The sequence below is a fragment of the Pseudomonas serboccidentalis genome (assembly GCF_028830055.1).
Lineage (GTDB): Bacteria > Pseudomonadota > Gammaproteobacteria > Pseudomonadales > Pseudomonadaceae > Aquipseudomonas > Aquipseudomonas serboccidentalis.
This window is the reverse complement of sequence record NZ_CP101655.1, coordinates 3,429,276-3,447,447: the sequence shown is the minus strand read 5'-3', so window position 1 is coordinate 3,447,447 and position 18,172 is coordinate 3,429,276. Positions and strand designations below refer to the sequence as shown.

At 59.4% G+C, this 18,172-nt stretch carries 19 protein-coding genes; 6 read left to right on the top strand and 13 right to left on the bottom strand.

Features of this window, described 5'->3' with window-relative positions; genetic code table 11:
* Window positions 1-85 precede the first annotated feature (85 nt).
* Together NN484_RS15645 and grxD are read left to right on the top strand one after the other, a co-directional pair.
* Window positions 86-2,191, top strand: a complete 2,106-nt coding sequence (locus NN484_RS15645; protein ID WP_215502279.1) for a molybdopterin oxidoreductase family protein — start codon at window positions 86-88, stop codon at window positions 2,189-2,191.
* A gap of 97 nt (window positions 2,192-2,288) precedes the next feature.
* The gene (gene grxD, locus NN484_RS15640) at window positions 2,289-2,630 is read left to right on the top strand and encodes a Grx4 family monothiol glutaredoxin (protein ID WP_016773402.1); all 342 of its coding nucleotides are present in this window, start codon (window positions 2,289-2,291) and stop codon (window positions 2,628-2,630) included.
* 184 nt (window positions 2,631-2,814) lie between these two features.
* On the opposite strand, the gene bfr is transcribed toward grxD, so the two are convergent.
* Both bfr and NN484_RS15630 read right to left on the bottom strand, forming a co-directional pair.
* Window positions 2,815-3,288 (bottom strand): bacterioferritin, encoded by a 474-nt coding sequence (bfr, locus tag NN484_RS15635; RefSeq protein ID WP_003227727.1) that lies wholly within the window; start codon window positions 3,286-3,288, stop codon window positions 2,815-2,817.
* 202 nt (window positions 3,289-3,490) lie between these two features.
* Window positions 3,491-3,709, bottom strand: coding sequence for a bacterioferritin-associated ferredoxin (locus NN484_RS15630; RefSeq protein ID WP_003227725.1), 219 nt, complete (start codon window positions 3,707-3,709; stop codon window positions 3,491-3,493).
* Between the two features lie 313 nt (window positions 3,710-4,022).
* Between NN484_RS15630 and NN484_RS15625 the strand changes: the two genes are divergently transcribed.
* Window positions 4,023-4,625: a peroxiredoxin gene (locus tag NN484_RS15625; protein ID WP_007963972.1), complete on the top strand. Its 603-nt coding sequence runs from the start codon at window positions 4,023-4,025 to the stop codon at window positions 4,623-4,625.
* Between the two features lie 74 nt (window positions 4,626-4,699).
* On the opposite strand, the gene rnt is transcribed toward NN484_RS15625, so the two are convergent.
* Together rnt and pyrC are read right to left on the bottom strand one after the other, a co-directional pair.
* The gene (gene rnt, locus NN484_RS15620; protein ID WP_007963973.1) at window positions 4,700-5,377 is read right to left on the bottom strand and encodes a ribonuclease T; all 678 of its coding nucleotides are present in this window, start codon (window positions 5,375-5,377) and stop codon (window positions 4,700-4,702) included.
* Entirely contained in the window at window positions 5,374-6,420 is a 1,047-nt protein-coding gene (pyrC, locus tag NN484_RS15615; protein WP_047296199.1) for a dihydroorotase, read from the bottom strand. Before pyrC ends, rnt begins: the two co-directional genes overlap by 4 nt.
* Window positions 6,421-6,580: 160 nt before the next feature.
* On the opposite strand from pyrC, the gene NN484_RS15610 reads away from it, so the two are divergent.
* Together NN484_RS15610 and NN484_RS15605 are read left to right on the top strand one after the other, a co-directional pair.
* Window positions 6,581-7,489, top strand: a complete 909-nt coding sequence (locus NN484_RS15610; RefSeq protein WP_274657447.1) for a flagellar protein MotY — start codon at window positions 6,581-6,583, stop codon at window positions 7,487-7,489.
* A gap of 129 nt (window positions 7,490-7,618) precedes the next feature.
* Window positions 7,619-8,836 (top strand): argininosuccinate synthase, encoded by a 1,218-nt coding sequence (locus NN484_RS15605; RefSeq protein ID WP_027612065.1) that lies wholly within the window; start codon window positions 7,619-7,621, stop codon window positions 8,834-8,836.
* Window positions 8,837-8,958: 122 nt separating this feature from the next.
* Here NN484_RS15605 and NN484_RS15600 read toward each other — a convergent pair whose 3' ends face one another.
* A complete protein-coding gene (locus NN484_RS15600) occupies window positions 8,959-9,663 on the bottom strand; it encodes a hypothetical protein (protein ID WP_274657446.1) in 705 nt (234 codons plus the stop codon).
* Between the two features lie 470 nt (window positions 9,664-10,133).
* Between NN484_RS15600 and NN484_RS15595 the strand changes: the two genes are divergently transcribed.
* Window positions 10,134-10,760, top strand: a complete 627-nt coding sequence (locus NN484_RS15595; RefSeq protein WP_127648288.1) for a response regulator transcription factor — start codon at window positions 10,134-10,136, stop codon at window positions 10,758-10,760.
* Window positions 10,761-10,847: 87 nt separating this feature from the next.
* Here NN484_RS15595 and NN484_RS15590 read toward each other — a convergent pair whose 3' ends face one another.
* From NN484_RS15590 to metG, 8 genes are all read right to left on the bottom strand, one after another.
* Complete coding sequence (locus tag NN484_RS15590; RefSeq protein WP_127648289.1) at window positions 10,848-11,027, bottom strand: PA3496 family putative envelope integrity protein; 180 nt, start codon at window positions 11,025-11,027, stop codon at window positions 10,848-10,850.
* Between the two features lie 107 nt (window positions 11,028-11,134).
* Complete coding sequence (gene nth, locus NN484_RS15585) at window positions 11,135-11,773, bottom strand: endonuclease III (protein ID WP_003227707.1); 639 nt, start codon at window positions 11,771-11,773, stop codon at window positions 11,135-11,137.
* Entirely contained in the window at window positions 11,770-12,351 is a 582-nt protein-coding gene (locus tag NN484_RS15580; RefSeq protein ID WP_274657445.1) for an Rnf-Nqr domain containing protein, read from the bottom strand. Before NN484_RS15580 ends, nth begins: the two co-directional genes overlap by 4 nt.
* Window positions 12,348-12,953 carry an RnfABCDGE type electron transport complex subunit G gene (locus NN484_RS15575; RefSeq protein WP_215502275.1) on the bottom strand — a complete coding sequence of 202 codons (606 nt, stop codon included), beginning with the start codon at window positions 12,951-12,953 and terminating at the stop codon, window positions 12,348-12,350. The genes NN484_RS15580 and NN484_RS15575 overlap by 4 nt, the downstream gene beginning before the upstream one ends.
* Complete coding sequence (locus NN484_RS15570) at window positions 12,950-13,933, bottom strand: RnfABCDGE type electron transport complex subunit D (RefSeq protein ID WP_274657444.1); 984 nt, start codon at window positions 13,931-13,933, stop codon at window positions 12,950-12,952. The genes NN484_RS15575 and NN484_RS15570 overlap by 4 nt, the downstream gene beginning before the upstream one ends.
* Window positions 13,920-15,128 carry an electron transport complex subunit RsxB gene (gene rsxB / locus NN484_RS15565; RefSeq protein ID WP_274657443.1) on the bottom strand — a complete coding sequence of 403 codons (1,209 nt, stop codon included), beginning with the start codon at window positions 15,126-15,128 and terminating at the stop codon, window positions 13,920-13,922. The genes NN484_RS15570 and rsxB overlap by 14 nt, the downstream gene beginning before the upstream one ends.
* Window positions 15,125-15,694 (bottom strand): electron transport complex protein RnfA, encoded by a 570-nt coding sequence (locus NN484_RS15560; RefSeq protein ID WP_274657442.1) that lies wholly within the window; start codon window positions 15,692-15,694, stop codon window positions 15,125-15,127. The genes rsxB and NN484_RS15560 overlap by 4 nt, the downstream gene beginning before the upstream one ends.
* Before the next feature lie 132 nt (window positions 15,695-15,826).
* Window positions 15,827-17,878, bottom strand: a complete 2,052-nt coding sequence (gene metG, locus NN484_RS15555; RefSeq protein WP_127648295.1) for a methionine--tRNA ligase — start codon at window positions 17,876-17,878, stop codon at window positions 15,827-15,829.
* Window positions 17,879-18,172 lie beyond the last annotated feature (294 nt).

Sequence of the window (18,172 nt, the reverse complement as noted above, 5' to 3'; positions counted from 1 at the left end):
CGCTGGCGTCGCTTGCGCACACGGGCCATAGTTTTGTTCCCGCAGGCATCACCGTTGCCTGCCCAGAACAAGACAGAGACTGGCCATGACCAAGACTCTCCACCACCGTGCCTGCCACCTGTGCGAAGCCATCTGCGGCCTGACCATCGAGACCACCGAAACCGATGGCAACGTTGCGATCACCTCGATCAAGGGCGATGCCCTCGATACCTTCAGTCGTGGACACATCTGCCCCAAGGCCGTGGCCCTGCAAGACATCCAGAATGATCCGGACCGCCTGCGCCAGCCGATGCGCCGGGTTGGCAGCGAATGGCTGCCGATCGAGTGGGACGAGGCCTTTGCGCTGGTGGCCGAGCGTCTGGCGGCGATTCAGGAGCGTCACGGGCAGAACGCGGTGGCGGTCTATCAGGGCAACCCGAGCGTGCACAACTACGGGCTGATGACTCACAGCAACTACTTTCTCGGCTTGCTGAAGACGCGCAATCGCTTCTCCGCGACCTCGGTCGATCAGTTGCCGCATCACCTGAGCAGTTACCTGATGTACGGCCACGGTTTGCTGCTGCCGATCCCGGACATCGATCACACCGATTTCATGTTGATTCTAGGCGGCAACCCGCTGGCCTCCAACGGCAGCATCATGACCGTGCCCGATGTCGAGAAACGCCTGAAGGCGATTCAGGCGCGCGGCGGCAAAGTGGTGGTGGTCGATCCGCGTCGCAGCGAAACCGCTGCCATCGCCGATCAGCACGTGTTCGTACGCCCGGGCGGCGATGCGGCGCTGCTGTTCGGGATGCTCAATACGCTGTTCAGCGAAGGGTTGACGCGCGACAGTCATTTGCCGGTCGAAGGCCTCGATGAAGTGCGCGCGGCGGTTGCAACGTTCACCGCCGAGGCCATGAGCCCGTTGTGCGCCGTGCCGGCCGAGCAGATCCGCCAACTGGCGCGGGATTTCGCCGCAGCGCCGAGCGCGGTGTGCTACGGGCGCATGGGCGTTTCCACTCAGGCATTCGGCACTTTGTGCCATTGGGTGGTGCAGTTGATCAACCTGGTCACCGGCAATCTTGACCGGGTCGGCGGTGCGTTGTGCACCGAACCGGCGGTGGATCTGGTGGCATCGACCTCGGGCGGGCATTTCAACAAGTGGCAGAGCCGGGTGTCCGGGCGGCCCGAATACGGCGGCGAATTGCCGGTGTCGGCGCTGGCCGAAGAGATGCTCACCGAAGGCGAAGGGCAGATTCGCGCGCTGATCACCGTGGCCGGCAATCCGGTGTTGTCGACGCCGAACGGCCGGCAACTGGAGCAGGCGCTGGATGGGCTGGAGTTCATGGTCAGCATTGACCTGTACATCAACGAAACCACGCGTTATGCCGACCTGATCCTGCCATCGACCTCGGCGCTGGAGAACGATCACTACGACACCACGTTCAACCTGTTCGCGGTGCGCAACGTCACTCGCTTCAACCGGGCGATTCTCGCCAAGCCCGAAGGCGCGTTGCACGACTGGGAGATCTTCGTCGGCCTGGCCAAGGCCTTTGCCGAAAAAACCGGCAAGGAGCTGAAACCGACCATGCCGCCGGCGAAGATGATCGACATGGGCCTGCGCATGGGCCTGTATGGCGATGCCTGCGAGCAGAAACTCTCGTTGGCGACACTGTTTGATCATCCTCACGGCATCGATCTTGGCGCGTTGAAGCCAAATCTGGCATCGCGCCTGAAAACGCCCAATCAGCATGTGCAGGCCGCTCCGCCAGAGATTCTCGCTGACCTCGCACGTTTCGCTGCCTTGCAGGCGCCCGCCGCCGATGAGCTGTTGATGATTGGCCGTCGGCATGTGCGCAGCAACAACTCCTGGATGCATAACTACCATCGTCTGGTGAAGGGCAAACCACGGCACCAGTTGCTGATGCACCCGGATGATCTCGCCAGTCGCGGGCTCAGCGATGGGCAGTTGGTTCGCGTCAGTTCGCGGGTCGGGCAGATCGAGGTCGAAGTGCTCGGCAGCCTGGACATGATGAAGGGCGTGGTTAGCCTGCCGCACGGCTGGGGACATGCGCGGCCGGGGGTGCAGATGACGATTGCCAGCGGCCAGCCCGGGTCGAGTGCCAACGACCTCACCGATGAATGCCAGCTCGACGAGTTGTCGGGCAACGCGGCGCTCAATGGCGTGCCGGTGACGGTGGCGGCGGCTTGAGCATGTCTGTCGGGGAGACCGAGCAGCGCGCTCGGGATTCCGTTACAATGCGCCACCGTGCCGACCCATGAGTCGGAAAGTTCAGCCGAGGTGCTCCATGGATATCATCGAAACGATTAAAGAGCAGATTGCCAACAACACCATTCTGCTTTACATGAAAGGCTCGCCGAATGCCCCGCAGTGCGGCTTCTCCGCGAAAGCTGCGCAGGCTGTGATGGCGTGTGGCGAAAAGTTTGCGTACGTGGACATCCTGCAGAACCCGGAAATCCGCGCCAACCTGCCGAAGTACGCCAACTGGCCGACTTTCCCGCAACTGTGGGTCGGTGGTGAGCTGGTCGGCGGTAGCGACATCATGACCGAGATGGCTGCTGACGGTTCGCTGCAAAGCACCATCAAGGCGGCTGTCGAAGCGGCTGCTGCGAACAAGTCCGAAGCCTGATCCAGGCTTCACTCGGCGCTGGTTGCTCCTGTAGGAGCTGTCGAGTGAAACGAGGCTGCGATCTCTTGATCTGCAGCCAATAAAAAGCCCCGCACCTCGAAAGAGGGCGGGGCTTTTTAGTGCGTTCGAAAAGTTACTGCGAGTTGCGGGTGCAATCTGAAAAGATCGCAGCCTGCGGCAGCTCCTACTCTTCGCCCATCTGCGATTGCAGGTAGTTCTCAAGACCGACTTTATCGATCAGGCCCAGTTGGGTTTCCAGCCAGTCGATATGTTCTTCTTCGGATTCAAGAATGTCTTCGAGCAGTTCACGGCTGCCGAAGTCGCCAACGGATTCGCAATGCGCGATGGCGGCTTTCAGGTCGGCGTGGCCGGTTTTTTCAATACGCAGGTCGCACTCCAGCATTTCCTGAGTGTGCTCGCCGATGTGCAGCTTGCCCAGGTCCTGCACGTTCGGCAGGCCTTCGAGGAACAGGATGCGCTTGATCAGCTTGTCCGCGTGCTTCATCTCGTCGATGGATTCGTGGTACTCGTGCTTGCCCAGCTTGTTCAGGCCCCAATCTTCATACATGCGTGCATGCAGGAAGTACTGATTGATCGCGACCAGTTCATTGGCAAGGATTTTGTTGAGATGCTGGATGACTGTAATGTCGCCTTTCATGATGGGAGTCCTGCCCTGTATTAGCTGTATATAGGGCGGAGTTTGAGCTTGGTATTTATAAGTGTCAAACCTAAGTTATTGAATAATAAATGAAATTAAATCTGAATAAGAATGTTTGTGTTCCGCGTCTAGCGCCTAACCGCTTGATTTGCAGGCATAAAAAAACCGGACATATGTCCGGTTTTTTGAAATAGGGGGGTGATTACGCCGCTGTAAATTCTACAGGGTAGGGGATCGCAGCCTGAGCGGTTTGCAGCTTGGTCAGGGTTTCGCGAACCACTTCCTTGGCAAGACACGCACATTTGCCGCATTGGCTGGCGACGCCGGTGGCCTGGCGAACTTCTTTATAGCTGCAGCAACCTTCATAGATCGCTTCGCGGATCTGTCCGTCGGTGACGCCAGTGCAGAGACAAACATACATAAGTGAGAACCGTCGCTGGTTGTGACTCAATTGCGATGGATCTTAATGTTAACGAGAATGATTGTCAAAGTGCTTTCTGAATGGTTTTCGATAGAAACGCTGGCGACTGACGAACGGTGATTAATGGCGATTTGCCTGGCCCCGAAAATGCGGCCTCGTTATCCGCCCCGGGCAAAAAACCGTTAAGGACAGGCGAAAAACGCAGTGTATGATGGTCGGCCCTTGCGAAGAGGGTTCGTGTCACAGGGCTGTCGCCTCAGGGTGGCAGGCTGGCCCGGACCCTGAACTTCAAGTTATTCACCAGGAGATATCCATGAGCGTACTCGTAGGCAAACAAGCCCCTGACTTCACCGTCCCGGCCGTCCTCGGCAATGGCGAGATCGTTGACAGCTTCACCCTGTCCTCGGCCATCAAAGGCAAATACGGCCTGGTGTTCTTCTACCCACTGGACTTCACCTTCGTCTGCCCGTCCGAGCTGATCGCTCTGGACAACCGCATGGCCGACTTCAAGGCGCGCAACGTGGAAGTGGTCGCTGTGTCGATCGACTCGCACTTCACCCACAACGCCTGGCGCAACACCCCGGTCAACAACGGCGGTATCGGCCAGGTGAAATACACCATGGCTGCCGACATGAAGCACGAAATCGCCAAGGCCTACGACGTTGAGTCCGAAGGCGGCGTGGCTTTCCGTGGCGCGTTCCTGATCGACGACAAGGGCGTTGTCCGCTCGCAGATCATCAACGACCTGCCGCTGGGCCGTAACATGGAAGAGCTGATCCGTCTGGTCGACGCTCTGCAATTCCACGAAGAGCACGGCGAAGTCTGCCCTGCCAACTGGAAGAAAGGCGACAAAGGCATGAACGCTTCGCCAGAAGGCGTTGCGGCTTACCTGACCGAGAACGCTGCTGCCCTGTAAGGCGCATCGTCGAGGCACAAAAAAACCGGCCCACGTGGCCGGTTTTTTCATGCGCGGAAAATACCCGACGAGGATCAGTCGTCGAAGTCTTCCCAGCCGCCCATCTGTTTCCAGCGGTTGACGATCCCACAGAACAGCTCGGCAGTCTTCTCGGTGTCGTAACGCGCCGAGTGCGCTTCACGGCCATCGAAGTCGATGTCGGCTGCCTGACAGGCCTTGGCCAGCACGGTTTGACCGTACGCCAGGCCAGCCAGCGTCGCGGTGTCGAAGCTGGAGAACGGATGAAACGGGTTGCGCTTCATGTCCAGTCGCGCCACGGCGGCATTCAGGAAGCCGAGGTCGAAGCTGCTGTTGTGGCCGACCAGAATCGCCCGTTTGCAGCCGTTGGCCTTCAGCGCCTTGCGGATGCCGCGGAAGATGTCGGTCAGCGCGGTTTCTTCGCTGACGGCCATGCGCAGCGGGTGATCGAGCTTGATCCCGGTGAATTCCAGGGCTGCCGCTTCGATGTTGGCGCCTTCGAACGGCTCAACGCGGAAGAAGTAGGTGTGGTCCGGGTAAACGAAACCCTTTTCATCCATGGCGATGGTGGTCGCGGCAATCTCCAGCAGAGCGTCGGTGGCCGAATTGAAGCCACCGGTCTCTACGTCGACGACAACCGGCAAATAGCCGCGAAAACGCGCTGCCATTGGATGACGGGAACCGCCGCCACCACCTTGACCGTCCAGTTCGTCGTCGAAATGGTCTTCACTCACGCGTGTTCCTCCAGCAGGCGCCAGCGCAGTTTTTCACCGGCGCGCAGCGGGATAACGTTCAGCTCGCCGAAGGGCAGGCTGGTCGGGGCGGTCCATTCTTCGCGAACCAGGGTGATGCGATCGGTGTTGGCCGGCAGACCGTAGAAGCGCGGCCCGTTGAGGCTGGCGAACGCTTCGAGCTTGTCCAGCGCATTGCGCTGTTCGAAGGCTTCGGCATACAGCTCGATGGCGGCGTACGCGGTGTAGCAGCCGGCGCAGCCGCAGGCGGCTTCCTTGGCGTGCTGGGCGTGCGGCGCCGAGTCGGTGCCGAGGAAGAACTTCGCACTGCCGCTGGTGGCGGCGTCGAGCAGGGCTTCCTGATGGGTATTACGCTTGAGGATCGGCAGGCAGTAGAAGTGCGGCCGGATCCCGCCCACCAGCATGTGGTTGCGGTTGTACAGCAGGTGATGCGCGGTGATGGTTGCGCCGACGTTGGCCGAAGCCTCGTTGACGAACTGCACGGCGTCGCCGGTGGTGATGTGTTCGAACACCACTTTGAGCGTCGGGAAACGCTCGACCACACGGCGCATGTGCTCATCGATGAAAATCTTTTCGCGGTCGAAGACATCGACATCGCCACGGGTGACTTCGCCGTGGATCAGCAGCGGCATGCCGACTTCGGCCATGGCTTCCAGCGCCGGGAAGATCTTGTCGATGCTGGTCACCCCGGAATCGGAGTTGGTGGTGGCGCCGGCCGGGTACAGTTTGGCGGCGTGCACGAAACCGCTGGCCTTGGCCTCACGAATTTCTTCGGGCTGGGTGCGGTCGGTGAGGTACAGCACCATCAGCGGTTCGAAGCGACTGCCGGCCGGGCGGGCAGCGAGAATCCGCTGGCGATAGCCGTCGGCTTCAGCGGCGTTGCGCACCGGTGGTACCAGGTTGGGCATGATGATGGCGCGGCCAAAGGTGCGCGCAACATCGGCAACGGTATTGGTCAACACGGCACCATCGCGAAGATGAATGTGCCAGTCGTCGGGACGCAGCAGGGTCAGGCGGTCGGACATGAGGGGATTCCAGGCGGGTCAAACTGAGGGGAATGCTACCGGAAAAGACTCTTGCAGGCACTCGCTATCAAGTTTTGCAGGAACCTTCCGATATCCCGTAGGTATGCCGTAAACATAGTGTGAATCGGTCTTTGTGTTACAGAAGCCAATGGAGCCTCCCGTGCGCCAGCGATATTTAGCCTTGCTCAGTGTGTTTGCCAGCCTCCCCGCGATGGCGCTCACCTACCAGACACGTCTGGAGAACATTGAGTGGACGGTCGAGGGCGACAAGTTCGAGTGCCGCCTGACCCAGCCGATCACCGATTTCGGCTCGGGCCAGTTCGTGCGCAAGGCCGGCGAGCAGGCGATTTTCCGCCTGAATGCCTACAACGCCATGCTCGGCGGTGGTTCGGCGACCTTGCTTGCGGCGGCAGCGCCGTGGCAGCCGGGGCGCAACGACATCAACCTGGGCAGCGTCAGGATCGGCACCGGCAACGTGCTGTTCAACAGTTCGCAATCGCAGGCCGGTGGATTGATCAGCGGTTTGCTCGACGGTCGCAGTCCGGTGGTGCGCCGTGCTTCCGGCGATGGCCGGGTGTCTGAAGTGCGCCTGCTGCCGGTCAAGTTCAGCAAGGCTTTCAACGAGTACCAGACGTGTGTGGCAAAATTGCTGCCGCAGAATTTCGATCAGGTGAAACAGTCGCAGATCGGCTTCCCTGGCGAAGGTACCGACCTGGATGCCGACGCCAAGGCCAAACTGCAAGTGATGCTCGAGTACATGAAGGCCGATCCGACGGTCAATCACATCGAACTCGATGGCCACTCCGACAACAGCGGCAACCGTCTGACCAATCGGGAGCTGTCGCGCCGTCGCGCGCTGGCAGTGGTCGACTTCTTCAAGGCCAATGGCATTGCCGAATCGCAGATCACTGTGCGTTTCCATGGCGAGCAATACCCGCTGGTACCGAACACCAGCGCGGCCAACCGGGCGAAGAATCGCCGGGTCAGCGTGAAGCTGGCACGGGTGGCGCCGACCACTGCACCAGCGCCGCAAGCCAGTACACCTGCCAACGCTGCGGCAACTTCCTGACTCGCCGGTCATCGTCGCGCTCTCGACAGATTCTGTCGCTTTGTCGTCTTAAGCTGTCGCGCCTCTGTAAATTATCGCATTTGAGCGGTAGACTCCTCGGCTTTCCGTAGAACCCCGTGGAGTGATGGCATGGCGGACGTAAACAAGGTCGTTCTGGCGTATTCCGGCGGCCTGGACACTTCGGTGATCCTCAAGTGGCTGCAGGATACTTATAACTGTGAAGTGGTGACCTTCACCGCTGACCTGGGTCAGGGCGAAGAGGTCGAGCCGGCTCGCGCCAAGGCTCAGGCCATGGGCGTCAAAGAAATCTACATCGATGACCTGCGCGAAGAGTTCGTGCGCGATTTCGTGTTCCCGATGTTCCGCGCCAACACCGTTTACGAAGGTGAGTACCTGCTGGGTACTTCCATCGCACGTCCGCTGATCGCCAAACGCCTGATCGAAATCGCCAACGAAACCGGCGCCGACGCCATTTCCCATGGTGCCACCGGCAAGGGCAACGACCAGGTGCGTTTCGAGCTGGGCGCCTACGCACTCAAGCCAGGCGTGAAAGTGATTGCGCCATGGCGCGAGTGGGACCTGCTGTCCCGCGAGAAGCTGATGGACTATGCCGAGAAGCACGCGATCCCGATCGAGCGTCATGGCAAGAAAAAATCTCCGTACTCGATGGATGCCAACCTGCTGCACATCTCCTATGAAGGCGGCGTGCTGGAAGACACCTGGACCGAGCACGAAGAAGACATGTGGCGCTGGACCGTCTCCCCGGAGAAGGCTCCCGACACCCCGCAGTACCTGGAACTGACCTACCGCAACGGCGACATCGTTGCACTGGACGGCGTCGAAATGACCCCGGCCACCGTACTGGCAACGCTGAACAAGATCGGTGGTGCTCACGGTATCGGCCGTCTCGACATCGTCGAAAACCGTTACGTGGGCATGAAGTCCCGTGGTTGCTACGAAACCCCGGGCGGCACCATCATGCTGCGCGCTCACCGCGCTATCGAATCGATCACCCTGGATCGCGAAGTCGCTCACCTCAAAGACGAGCTGATGCCGAAGTACGCCAGTCTGATCTACACCGGCTACTGGTGGAGCCCGGAGCGTCTGATGCTGCAACAGATGATCGACGCTTCGCAGGTCAACGTGAACGGTGTGGTTCGCCTGAAGCTGTACAAGGGCAACGTGATCGTGACCGGCCGCAAGTCCGACGATTCGCTGTTCGATGCCAACATCGCGACCTTCGAAGAAGACGGCGGTGCTTACAACCAGGCCGACGCGGCGGGCTTCATCAAGCTCAACGCGCTGCGCATGCGCATTGCTGCCAACAAGGGCCGCAAGTTGTTCTGAGTCCATCAGGCGCATAAAGAAATGGCGGCACTGTTTTCGAACAGGCCGCCATTTTTTTTGAGTTGTTTTGCTGATCCCGCTTAACGCTTTTCAATCGTTCTTCTCACGGATACAGGTTGGCGTCAGCGTCTTCGCAGTATCGTCAGTTCTTGCGAACACACGTTGTAAACAATACAGATCGTTGTGATCGTGCCTTTTCCGGCTGGTTTGAGCTGCCGGGCCACATGACGTTTGAGCAACTCGTTCGACGTGTGGCAGGACAGCAACACAATGACCCGCGTTGCGCTCTTATGCAGGGGGCCGGCGCCCGTCAGTATCTCGGAAAGCTCGCTCTTGAGCTTTATCTGGCGTCCGTCGATAAAAAGCAACTCGCCCTTTGAAGCGGGCAGGTGGACAAAGTGTTGAAGGACGGCATGGGCCAGGGTGCCGGATTCTGGAGGGTCGGGCACATTGTGAGGACGCCGCATGTCATCACTATGGCCGTCGGCTTGCAGGTTTATGGACTGGCACATTGAGTCGCCTTGCGATGCTTTATCGGTGGGTGACGATGGATTGCCGGGATGGCGTTTGTCGTCTTTTCCGGCCCTTAGGAAGTTTTTGTCCTTGTCGAAATCAGAGGGCGCATACAGGGATCGATAATTGAAGTTCAGAGTGATAAAGAATAGAAACAACAGGTAAAACGGAAAGCTGATCAGAAACCAGACATAGATTTCCCGTTCCTTGTTGGCAAGAAAGGGCAGGGAAATAGCTGCGGAAGTTTCGGATATAACCGCAAATATAGCGATGACTGTCATCGGATTGGTAACTTTGTTCTTTAGTTTTAGCATGCTAATTGTTCGTTGGTTTTTTTGAAATGAGATAGGGTTGGTTGAGGTTGTTTGTTGTGTGGGTGTTTATAGCAAATAAAATCACTGCTGATAATTTTTGTTGTTTTTTTGTCTGTGAGTGCTGAAGTTGCTCTGGGTTCTTTGTCGTCGGTGCAAGTGGTAATCAGAGGGTGGACTATAAGGCGTATTCGGGCGGTTTGAGTGTTTGAAGTGTTTAAGTCAGTTTAATTCAGGATGCATGGGTGTTTTTTTTAAACACTCCGCGACAATTTTTTTCGGCTAAAGGAGAGGGTCGAGAATGTTTTTTTCAATTGCGCCATCAGACTAGAGGTTTTTTGTAGGATTAATCCTCAATGCTTGTAGGGGATGTCTTTCGCTGCAAGTGCCAGATCGCTCTGATGTGCCATCAAGTAGATGACTACGCTATTGTGCGTGCTCTAAAAATTCGAACAGCGAAACTGGACTTGCCCATGAATAAAGTGCTGATCGTGGATGATCACCCCGTCATTCGTCTTGCTGTGCGTATGCTGATGGAACGTCATGGCTACGAAGTCATTGCCGAAACAGATAATGGTGTGGATGCGTTACAACTTGCACGCGACCAGATGCCGGACATCGTCATTCTGGATATCGGGATACCGAAACTTGATGGGCTGGAAGTTATTGCGCGCCTTAACTCGACAGCCATGCCATTGAAAGTTCTGGTACTGACTTCACAGGCGCCGGGGCACTTTTCGATGCGCTGCATGCAGTCGGGGGCGGCGGGATATGTTTGTAAACAACAGGATTTGACTGAGCTGCTCAGTGCAATAAAAGCCGTGTTGTCCGGTTACAGCTATTTTCCGAACCAGGCCCTGCATACCGTGCGAACCAGCCTGGGTAATGCCAGCGAGGCCGATATGGTCGACCGCCTTTCAGGACGGGAAATGATGGTGTTGCAGCAACTGGCGCGTGGCAAGACCAACAAGGAAATTGCCGATGGCATGTTTCTCAGCAACAAGACAGTCAGCACTTACAAGACCCGTCTGTTGTTGAAGCTCAATGCCCGGTCGCTGGTGGACCTGATCGAGCTGGCACAACGCAACGGCCTGGTCTGATGGGCTTGACTGCCATTGGATCATGGGACGCCCGGGGTCAGATTCATCAGAAAGTAAAAAGCCTCCGGTTCGGGAGGCTTTTAAGTGTCAGAGATCAAAATCGTAATCGGCCAATTGCTTTTGCAGTCGGCGCTCCTCAAGCAGGTTGTCGATGGTGCGGCGTTTGCTCAGGTTGGTCTTGGCGACCTCGACCACCGGTTCGGCGTCGTCGGTTTCTGCAGCGGTGAAATCGTCATCTACATCCAGTTGTTCTTTGCTGTCAGTCATAAGGTTAACTCCAGGCTAAGACTGCCTTTGGCGCTCCTTATATCGACATTCCTGCTGCGGGTAAAAAAGATTTTTTCAATCGATGAATCAATAAAACCAATAGCCAATCAATCGTCCGAGGTTTTGTGTTTGTACTCGCACAAATCTTCGATCCGGCAGCTGCCACAGCGCGGCTTGCGAGCAAGACATACGTAGCGACCGTGCAGAATCAACCAGTGATGAGAGTCCAGCAGGTAGTCTTTGGGTACAAACTTCATCAGTTTCTTTTCCACCTCAACCACATTTTTACCCGGAGCGATGCCGGTGCGATTGCTGACGCGGAAAATGTGCGTGTCGACCGCCATGGTCAATTGCCGAAAAGCGGTATTGAGCACCACGTTGGCGGTCTTGCGGCCCACGCCGGGCAGGGCTTCCAGTTCTTCACGGGTTTGCGGGACCTCACCGTTGTGCAGTTCGACCAGCATGCGGCAGGTCTCGATCACGTTCTTGGCTTTGCTGTTGTAGAGGCCGATGGTCTTGATGTACTCAGACAGCCCTTCGACGCCAAGGGCGTGGATCGCTGCCGGGGTATTGGCCACCGGGAACAGTTTGGCCGTGGCCTTGTTGACGCCAACATCCGTCGACTGAGCCGATAGAATCACCGCAATCAGCAGCTCGAAGGGCGAGGAGTAGGCCAGTTCGGTTTTCGGCTCGGGATTGTCTTCGTGCAGCCTGCGAAAAATCTCAAGGCGTTTTGCGGCATTCATGGGTGATGTGTTTCCTTGGAGAGAGCGTTCGAGCGAGTCCATGCCTGGCGGGCAGCCAGCAGCAGCCCCAACAATATGAAGGCGCCGGGAACCAGGGTGATCAGGTGCAACCCTTGGTTGAACAGAGCCAGACCTTGCCAGTGCGCTGAAAGACCATGACCGAGATAGCCCTGACCGAACAGCTCACGCAGAACAGCGAGCGTCAGTAGCAGCCCGCTCGACAGGCCAAAAAACTTCAGGCGTTCGGTTAGCGCCTGACGAAAGAACCCATTGTATTCCAGCACCACGCATTGCAAGGCGATCAGCCCGGCATAGATTCCAAGTGCCTGGTGCCACTGCAGCGCCCAGCGCTGCGCGAGGATATTGGCGCAACTGGTCAGGGTGGCGGCCAGCAGCATGCTGGCCAGCAACCCGCTGCTGTCGGACAGTCGTGAACGCAGTGGCCCCATGCACACCGCGTAAACCGTCACGACCACGCTCGACATCAACAGCATGCCCAGCGCGCCGGCGAGTGTGGCGCTGGTGCCGAGCAACAGCGCCAGCAGCAAAGCATTGGTCAGATTCGTTGGCCGGTTCATGGTTCGATCCCCAGCAAGGTTGCCCGGTGCTCATCAAAGTAGCGCAGGGCGTCATGGATGGCATTCACGGTGGCGCGGGACGTGATGGTCGCTCCAGCCAGTTGATCGAACTGTCCCTGATCCTTTTTCAATGCCCAGCCTGCGTCATCGGGGGCACTGCGCGATTTCCCGGAAAACCCTGCCAGCCAGGTGTTCGGCCAGTCGCCGATGAGCCCGCCGAGCGCTGGTGTTTCGTTTTGCCGCAGGGTTTTAACGCCCAGCAGTCTGCCGTTGGCATCAATGGCGATCAGCAATTCGATGGCGCCGGCATAACCCTCGGTCTGCGTGCGCAACAACACCGCCACCGGTTGCCCGGCGTTGCTTGCGCGGTAACCGGCCAGCAACGTGCTGTGGCTCAATTGAGTGTCCGCCAACGCCAGCGGCTGCTCCAGCGGCTGATTGTCGTAGCTGTCGGCCGCGAGTACATCCAGCAGTTTGCGACTGTCGAGCAGGCGTTGTTCGATGGCAATCTGCGGTGCACTGCTGCGTTGCACCACATAAGTCAGGCCGAGACCGGCACCGGCGATCAGCACCAGCGCGATGACCGAGGCCGTGCGGTTCATGGGGTCACCTGCGTCTGGCGGCCAGCAGCAATGCGTTCCAGCGCCGGCACGCAGAGATTCATCAGCAGCACGGCAAATGCAACGCCATCCGGGTAGCCGCCCCAAGTGCGAATCAGGTAGGTCAGCAACCCGACACCGATGCCGAACAGCAGGCGGGCCAACGGACTTTTTGCCCCGGACACCGGTTCAGTGATGATGAAAAACGCGCCGAGCATGGTCGCCCCGCTCAGCAAATGAAACAGCGGCGAGCCTTGGGAATCGGAGCCCGAACCGTTCCAGCAGAGCAGACTGACAACAAACAGACTGACCAGCATGCCGACCGGTGCTTGCCAGCCAATCACCCGGCGTTGCAACAACAACAGCCCGCCGGCGAGAAACGCCAGATTGACCCACTCCACACCGCGCCCGCCGAAACGCCCGAACGCCGGGTTGGCGGCGAACAGCTCATCCATGGTCAGGCTTTTGTTGATGCGCAGGCTGTCCAGCGCGGTAGCCTGAGCCCAGGCGTCCGGCGCCTGGCCCATATTGAAGACGTGTTCAAACGCTGCCAGCAAATTCATCCCGTGTGCCGGCCAGTGGGTCATCGGCTGCGGAAACAGCACCATCGCCAGCGCGAAGCCGAGCATGGCCGGATTGAATGGGTTCTTGCCGATGCCGCCGTAGAGGTGCTTGCCGAACAGCAGGCCCGTAGCTATTGCCGTCACGGTCAGCCACCACGGGCAATAAGGCGGCAGGGCAACCGCCAGCAGGGTGGCGCTGACCAGTGCGCTGCCGTCGCTCAGCGTCGGTTGCAGTGGCTGTCGGCGCAGCCGGGTGACGCCAGCCTCGACCACTAACGCGGTGGTCACCGCCAGAGCCAGATTGATCAACACGCCCCAGCCGTACAGCCAGAACAACCCCAGCAGCCCCGGCAGCGTGGCGAGCAGCACCTGTTTCATCGCCTGTTGCAGGCGATCATCCGGTGCTTCACGGGGCGACATGATCGTGTACCTGACGCTCGGCGTCCTGCAGGCGGGCGCGGGCCTTGTCGAGGGCGTCGCTCGGCGTGTCGGCGCGGCGTTGGAGTTTGCTCAGGTTGGCGCGCGCGTAAGCCAGTTCGGTTTTCAATTGGCGAAGCTGGCTGTCGATCGGACGTTTTTCCACGCGCACGAGGTCAGGCGCCGGTTGCTCGCTGGCGGCTTCGGCAGCGTGAAGGGCTTGCTGGGCGTCACGCAGGGCCTGTTCCAGCGTGGCGATCTGCTCCGGCGGTGCCTCGGCGGTCTGGGCCTTTTTCAGCTCGGCACGGCGCATGGCCAACTGGATTTTCGCCCGTTTCAGGTCCGCGTCTTTCGCCGGGGCCGGAGCTGCAGGGGCGGCAGGGACGCTGCTTTCGAGTATCGCCAGCGCCTGCTCGGCGGCTTCGAACTGCTGTTGCAACACAATCAGTTGCGACTGCTGCTCGAACGTCGGTGGATGGCCGAAGGCTTTCAGCGATTTGTGCAATTGCGCGCGGCTCATGGCGACATCGATCTTGGCCTTTTTCAGCGCAGCGTCGGCGGTCGCGGCTTTCTGCGCGCGCACGCGTTCCAGGGCGGCCTGCACTGGATCGAGGGTTGCCACTGCGGGTTGCGCTGCACGTTGCGCCCGCGCCTCGCGCTCAGCCTGTTTCTGTTGCTCTTCGCGTTGCAGGCGGGCGTTGCGTCGTTCAAAACGCTGGCGCGCATGATCACGTTTGGCGGTGCGCGCGCGCTGCTCTTCAAGGCTGGCCGCCAGACCGCCCACCACCGGCAAGGTGCCGAGTGGCAGCGGATGCATCTCGATGCAATCCACCGGGCACGGCGCCACGCACAGGTCGCAACCGGTGCATTCGTCGATCAGCACGGTGTGCATCAGTTTCGCGGCGCCGACAATGGCGTCGATCGGGCAGGCCTGAATGCACTTGGTGCAGCCGATGCACTCCGCTTCGCGGATGTACGCCACTTGTGGCGGTGCCGAACCACGGCTGACGTCCAGCTCCAGCACCGGTACTTTCAGCAGTTCAGCCAGGGCAGCGATGGTTTCGTCGCCGCCGGGCGGGCACTTGTTGATCGGTTCGCCATCGACGATGCCTTGCGCATAGGGCTTGCAGCCAGGGTGGCCGCATTTGCCGCACTGGGTCTGCGGCAGGAGGGCATCGATGAGTTGAATCAGACTCATGTTTTGATCAGTCCACTGAATCCGAGAAAAATCACTGCGATCAGTCCGGCGCCGATCAGATCGATCGGCAGGCCGCGAAAGGGCAGGGGAATGTCGTTGTCGGCCGTGCGCTCACGCAAGTCGCTGAACAGGCTCAGCACCAGCCAGAAACCCAGGCCGGCGCCAAGGCTCAGCGCCGTTGCCTGCAGCAAGCCTCGATCATTGTGCGCATTGATCAAGGCCAGCCCCAGCACCCCGGCATTGCCCAGCAACAGCGGCCACAGTCCGTCGAACGGCCAGTCGGGCAGCGCACGCGCCAGCCGTTTCAGCATTGGCGCGATCAGTAGCACGCTGAGCGGCAAGAACACAAACAGGTGCAGGGCCTGCAGTTGCGGCGGCACCAGCAGCCAGTGCCAGATCACGTAACCGATGACGCCGACGCTCAGCATCAGGCATGACGTGGCCAGCCCCAACGCATGCACTTGGCGCCGACTGCCGGCCAGCAACGGATCGACGCCCAGCGGCCAGTGCAACACGAAGTTGTTGAGCAGGGCGGCACTGATCAGCGTAAGCGCAAGTTCGGTCATGGTTCTGCCGGCAAAAACGGGCGGGTGTCACTTAAGGTTAGGCATTATCCGGCACCCGCGAAGGGTGGGCCAGATATGAAAAATCCCACAGGCCTGCAGAACATGCCTGTGGGATCGTTTTACCGCTGGGCCTTACTTGATGCGTTGACCCGGCTTGGCGCCGCTGTCCGGGCTCAGCAGGTAGATTTCTTCACCGCCGGGACCTGCCGCCATCACCATGCCTTCGGAGATGCCGAACTTCATTTTCCGTGGCTTGAGGTTGGCGATCATCATGGTCAGGCGACCGTCAAGTTTCGACGGGTCCGGGTACGCGCTCTTGATCCCGGAGAACACGTTGCGTTGCTCGTCACCGATGTCCAGGGTCAGGCGCAGCAGCTTGTCGGCGCCTTCCACGTGTTCAGCCTTGACGATCAGGGCGACGCGCAGGTCGACAGCGGCGAACGTGTCGAAGTCGATTTCCGGCGACAGCGGATCCTTGGCCAGTTCGCCGTTGCCCGCCGGTGCGGCGGCACCGGTGTCGGTCTGGCTGGCGGTCAGGTCTTCCTTCGAGGCGTCGGTCATGGCTTGTACTTTTACCGGGTCGATGCGGGTCATCAACGGTTTGAATTCGTTCAACTGATGGTTGGCCAGCAGGGTGGTGTGGTCGTTCCAGGTCAGCGGGGCGACATTGAGGAACGCCTCGGCATCGGCGGCCAGCAACGGCAGCACCGGTTTGAGGAAGATCACCAACTGGCGGAACAGGTTGATGCCGGTGGCGCAGATCGCCTGGACTTCATCCTGCTTGCCTTCCTGCTTGTTCAGCGACCATGGGGCCTTGTCGGCGATCCAGGCGTTGGCGCGGTCGGCCAGGGCCATGGTTTCACGCATGGCACGGGCGAAGTCGCGGGCCTCATAGGCGTCGGCAATGCCTGGCGCGGCAGCCAGGAACGCTTCGGTCAGCTCTGGCGCGGCATTGTTGTCGACCAGCAGGCCGCCGTTGCCCTTGTGGATGAAACCGGCGCAACGGCTGGCGATATTGACCACTTTGCCGACCAGGTCGGAGTTGACCTTCTGCACGAAGTCTTCGAGGTTCAGATCAAGGTCATCGACGCCACGGCCCAGTTTGGCCGCGTAGTAGTAGCGCAGGTATTCCGGTGACAGGTGATCCAGGTAGGTACGGGCCTTGATGAAGGTGCCGCGGGACTTGGACATCTTCTGGCCGTTGACGGTCAGGTAGCCGTGCACGTTGATGCCAGTCGGCTTGCGGAAACCGGCGCCTTCGAGCATGGCTGGCCAGAACAGCGCGTGGAAGTTGACGATGTCCTTGCCGATGAAGTGGTACAGCTCGGCGGTGGAGTCCTTGCCCCAGAACGCGTCGAAGTCCAGCTCCGGCGTGCGGTTACAGAGGTTCTTGAAGCTGGCCATGTAGCCGATCGGCGCATCCAGCCACACGTAGAAGTACTTGCCCGGCTCGTCCGGGATTTCGAAACCAAAGTACGGCGCATCGCGGGAGATGTCCCACTGTTGCAGGCCGGCGTCCAGCCATTCGGCGATCTTGTTGGCCACGGCGTCCTGCAGGGTGCCGCTGCGGGTCCAGGTTTGCAGCATTTGCTGGAAGTCTGGCAGCTTGAAGAAGAAGTGCTGGGAATCCTTGAGCACCGGGGTGGCGCCGGAAATGGCCGACTTCGGGTCTTTCAGATCGGTCGGGGCGTAGGTCGCACCGCATTTTTCGCAGTTGTCGCCGTACTGGTCTTCAGTGCCGCATTTCGGGCAGGTGCCCTTGATGAAGCGATCGGCCAGGAACATTTTCTTTTCCGGGTCGAAATACTGGGTGATCGAGCGTTGGGCGATGTGCCCGGCGTCACGCAGCTTCAGGTAGATCTGGCTCGACAGCTCACGGTTTTCTTCGGCGTGAGTGGAGTGGAAATTGTCGAAGTCGACCAGGAACTCGGCAAAGTCGGCGCTGTGTTCAGCCTGCACGTTGGCGATCAGTTGTTCCGGGGTGATGCCTTCCTTTTCCGCGCGCAGCATGATCGCCGAACCGTGGGCGTCGTCGGCGCAGACATAGATGCACTGGTTGCCGCGATGCTTCTGGAAGCGCACCCACATATCGGTCTGGATGTATTCCAGCATATGGCCAAGGTGGATCGAACCGTTGGCGTAGGGCAGGGCGCTGGTGACGAGGATCTTGCGTGGTTCGGACATGTGGGGCTTCGCTACTTGATGAAACGGAGGTCGGCCACTATAAAGCGCTGGCGCATATTTTTCACCCTGTGCGCCTGTTTCCGGATGCGGCAACTGCAATTAATTGTGGCGAGGGAGCTTGCTCCCGCTGGGTGGCGAAGCCGCCCCTTCGCATCCGAACCGGACACCGCGTCAACCTGATTGCGACTGCTGCGCAGCCGAGCAGGTGCAAGCTTCCTCGCCACAAAGGCGCGGCGAATTATAAATCGCCTGACCGCAAACGAATCCGCGGGGTACGATACCCGCCATCTATTC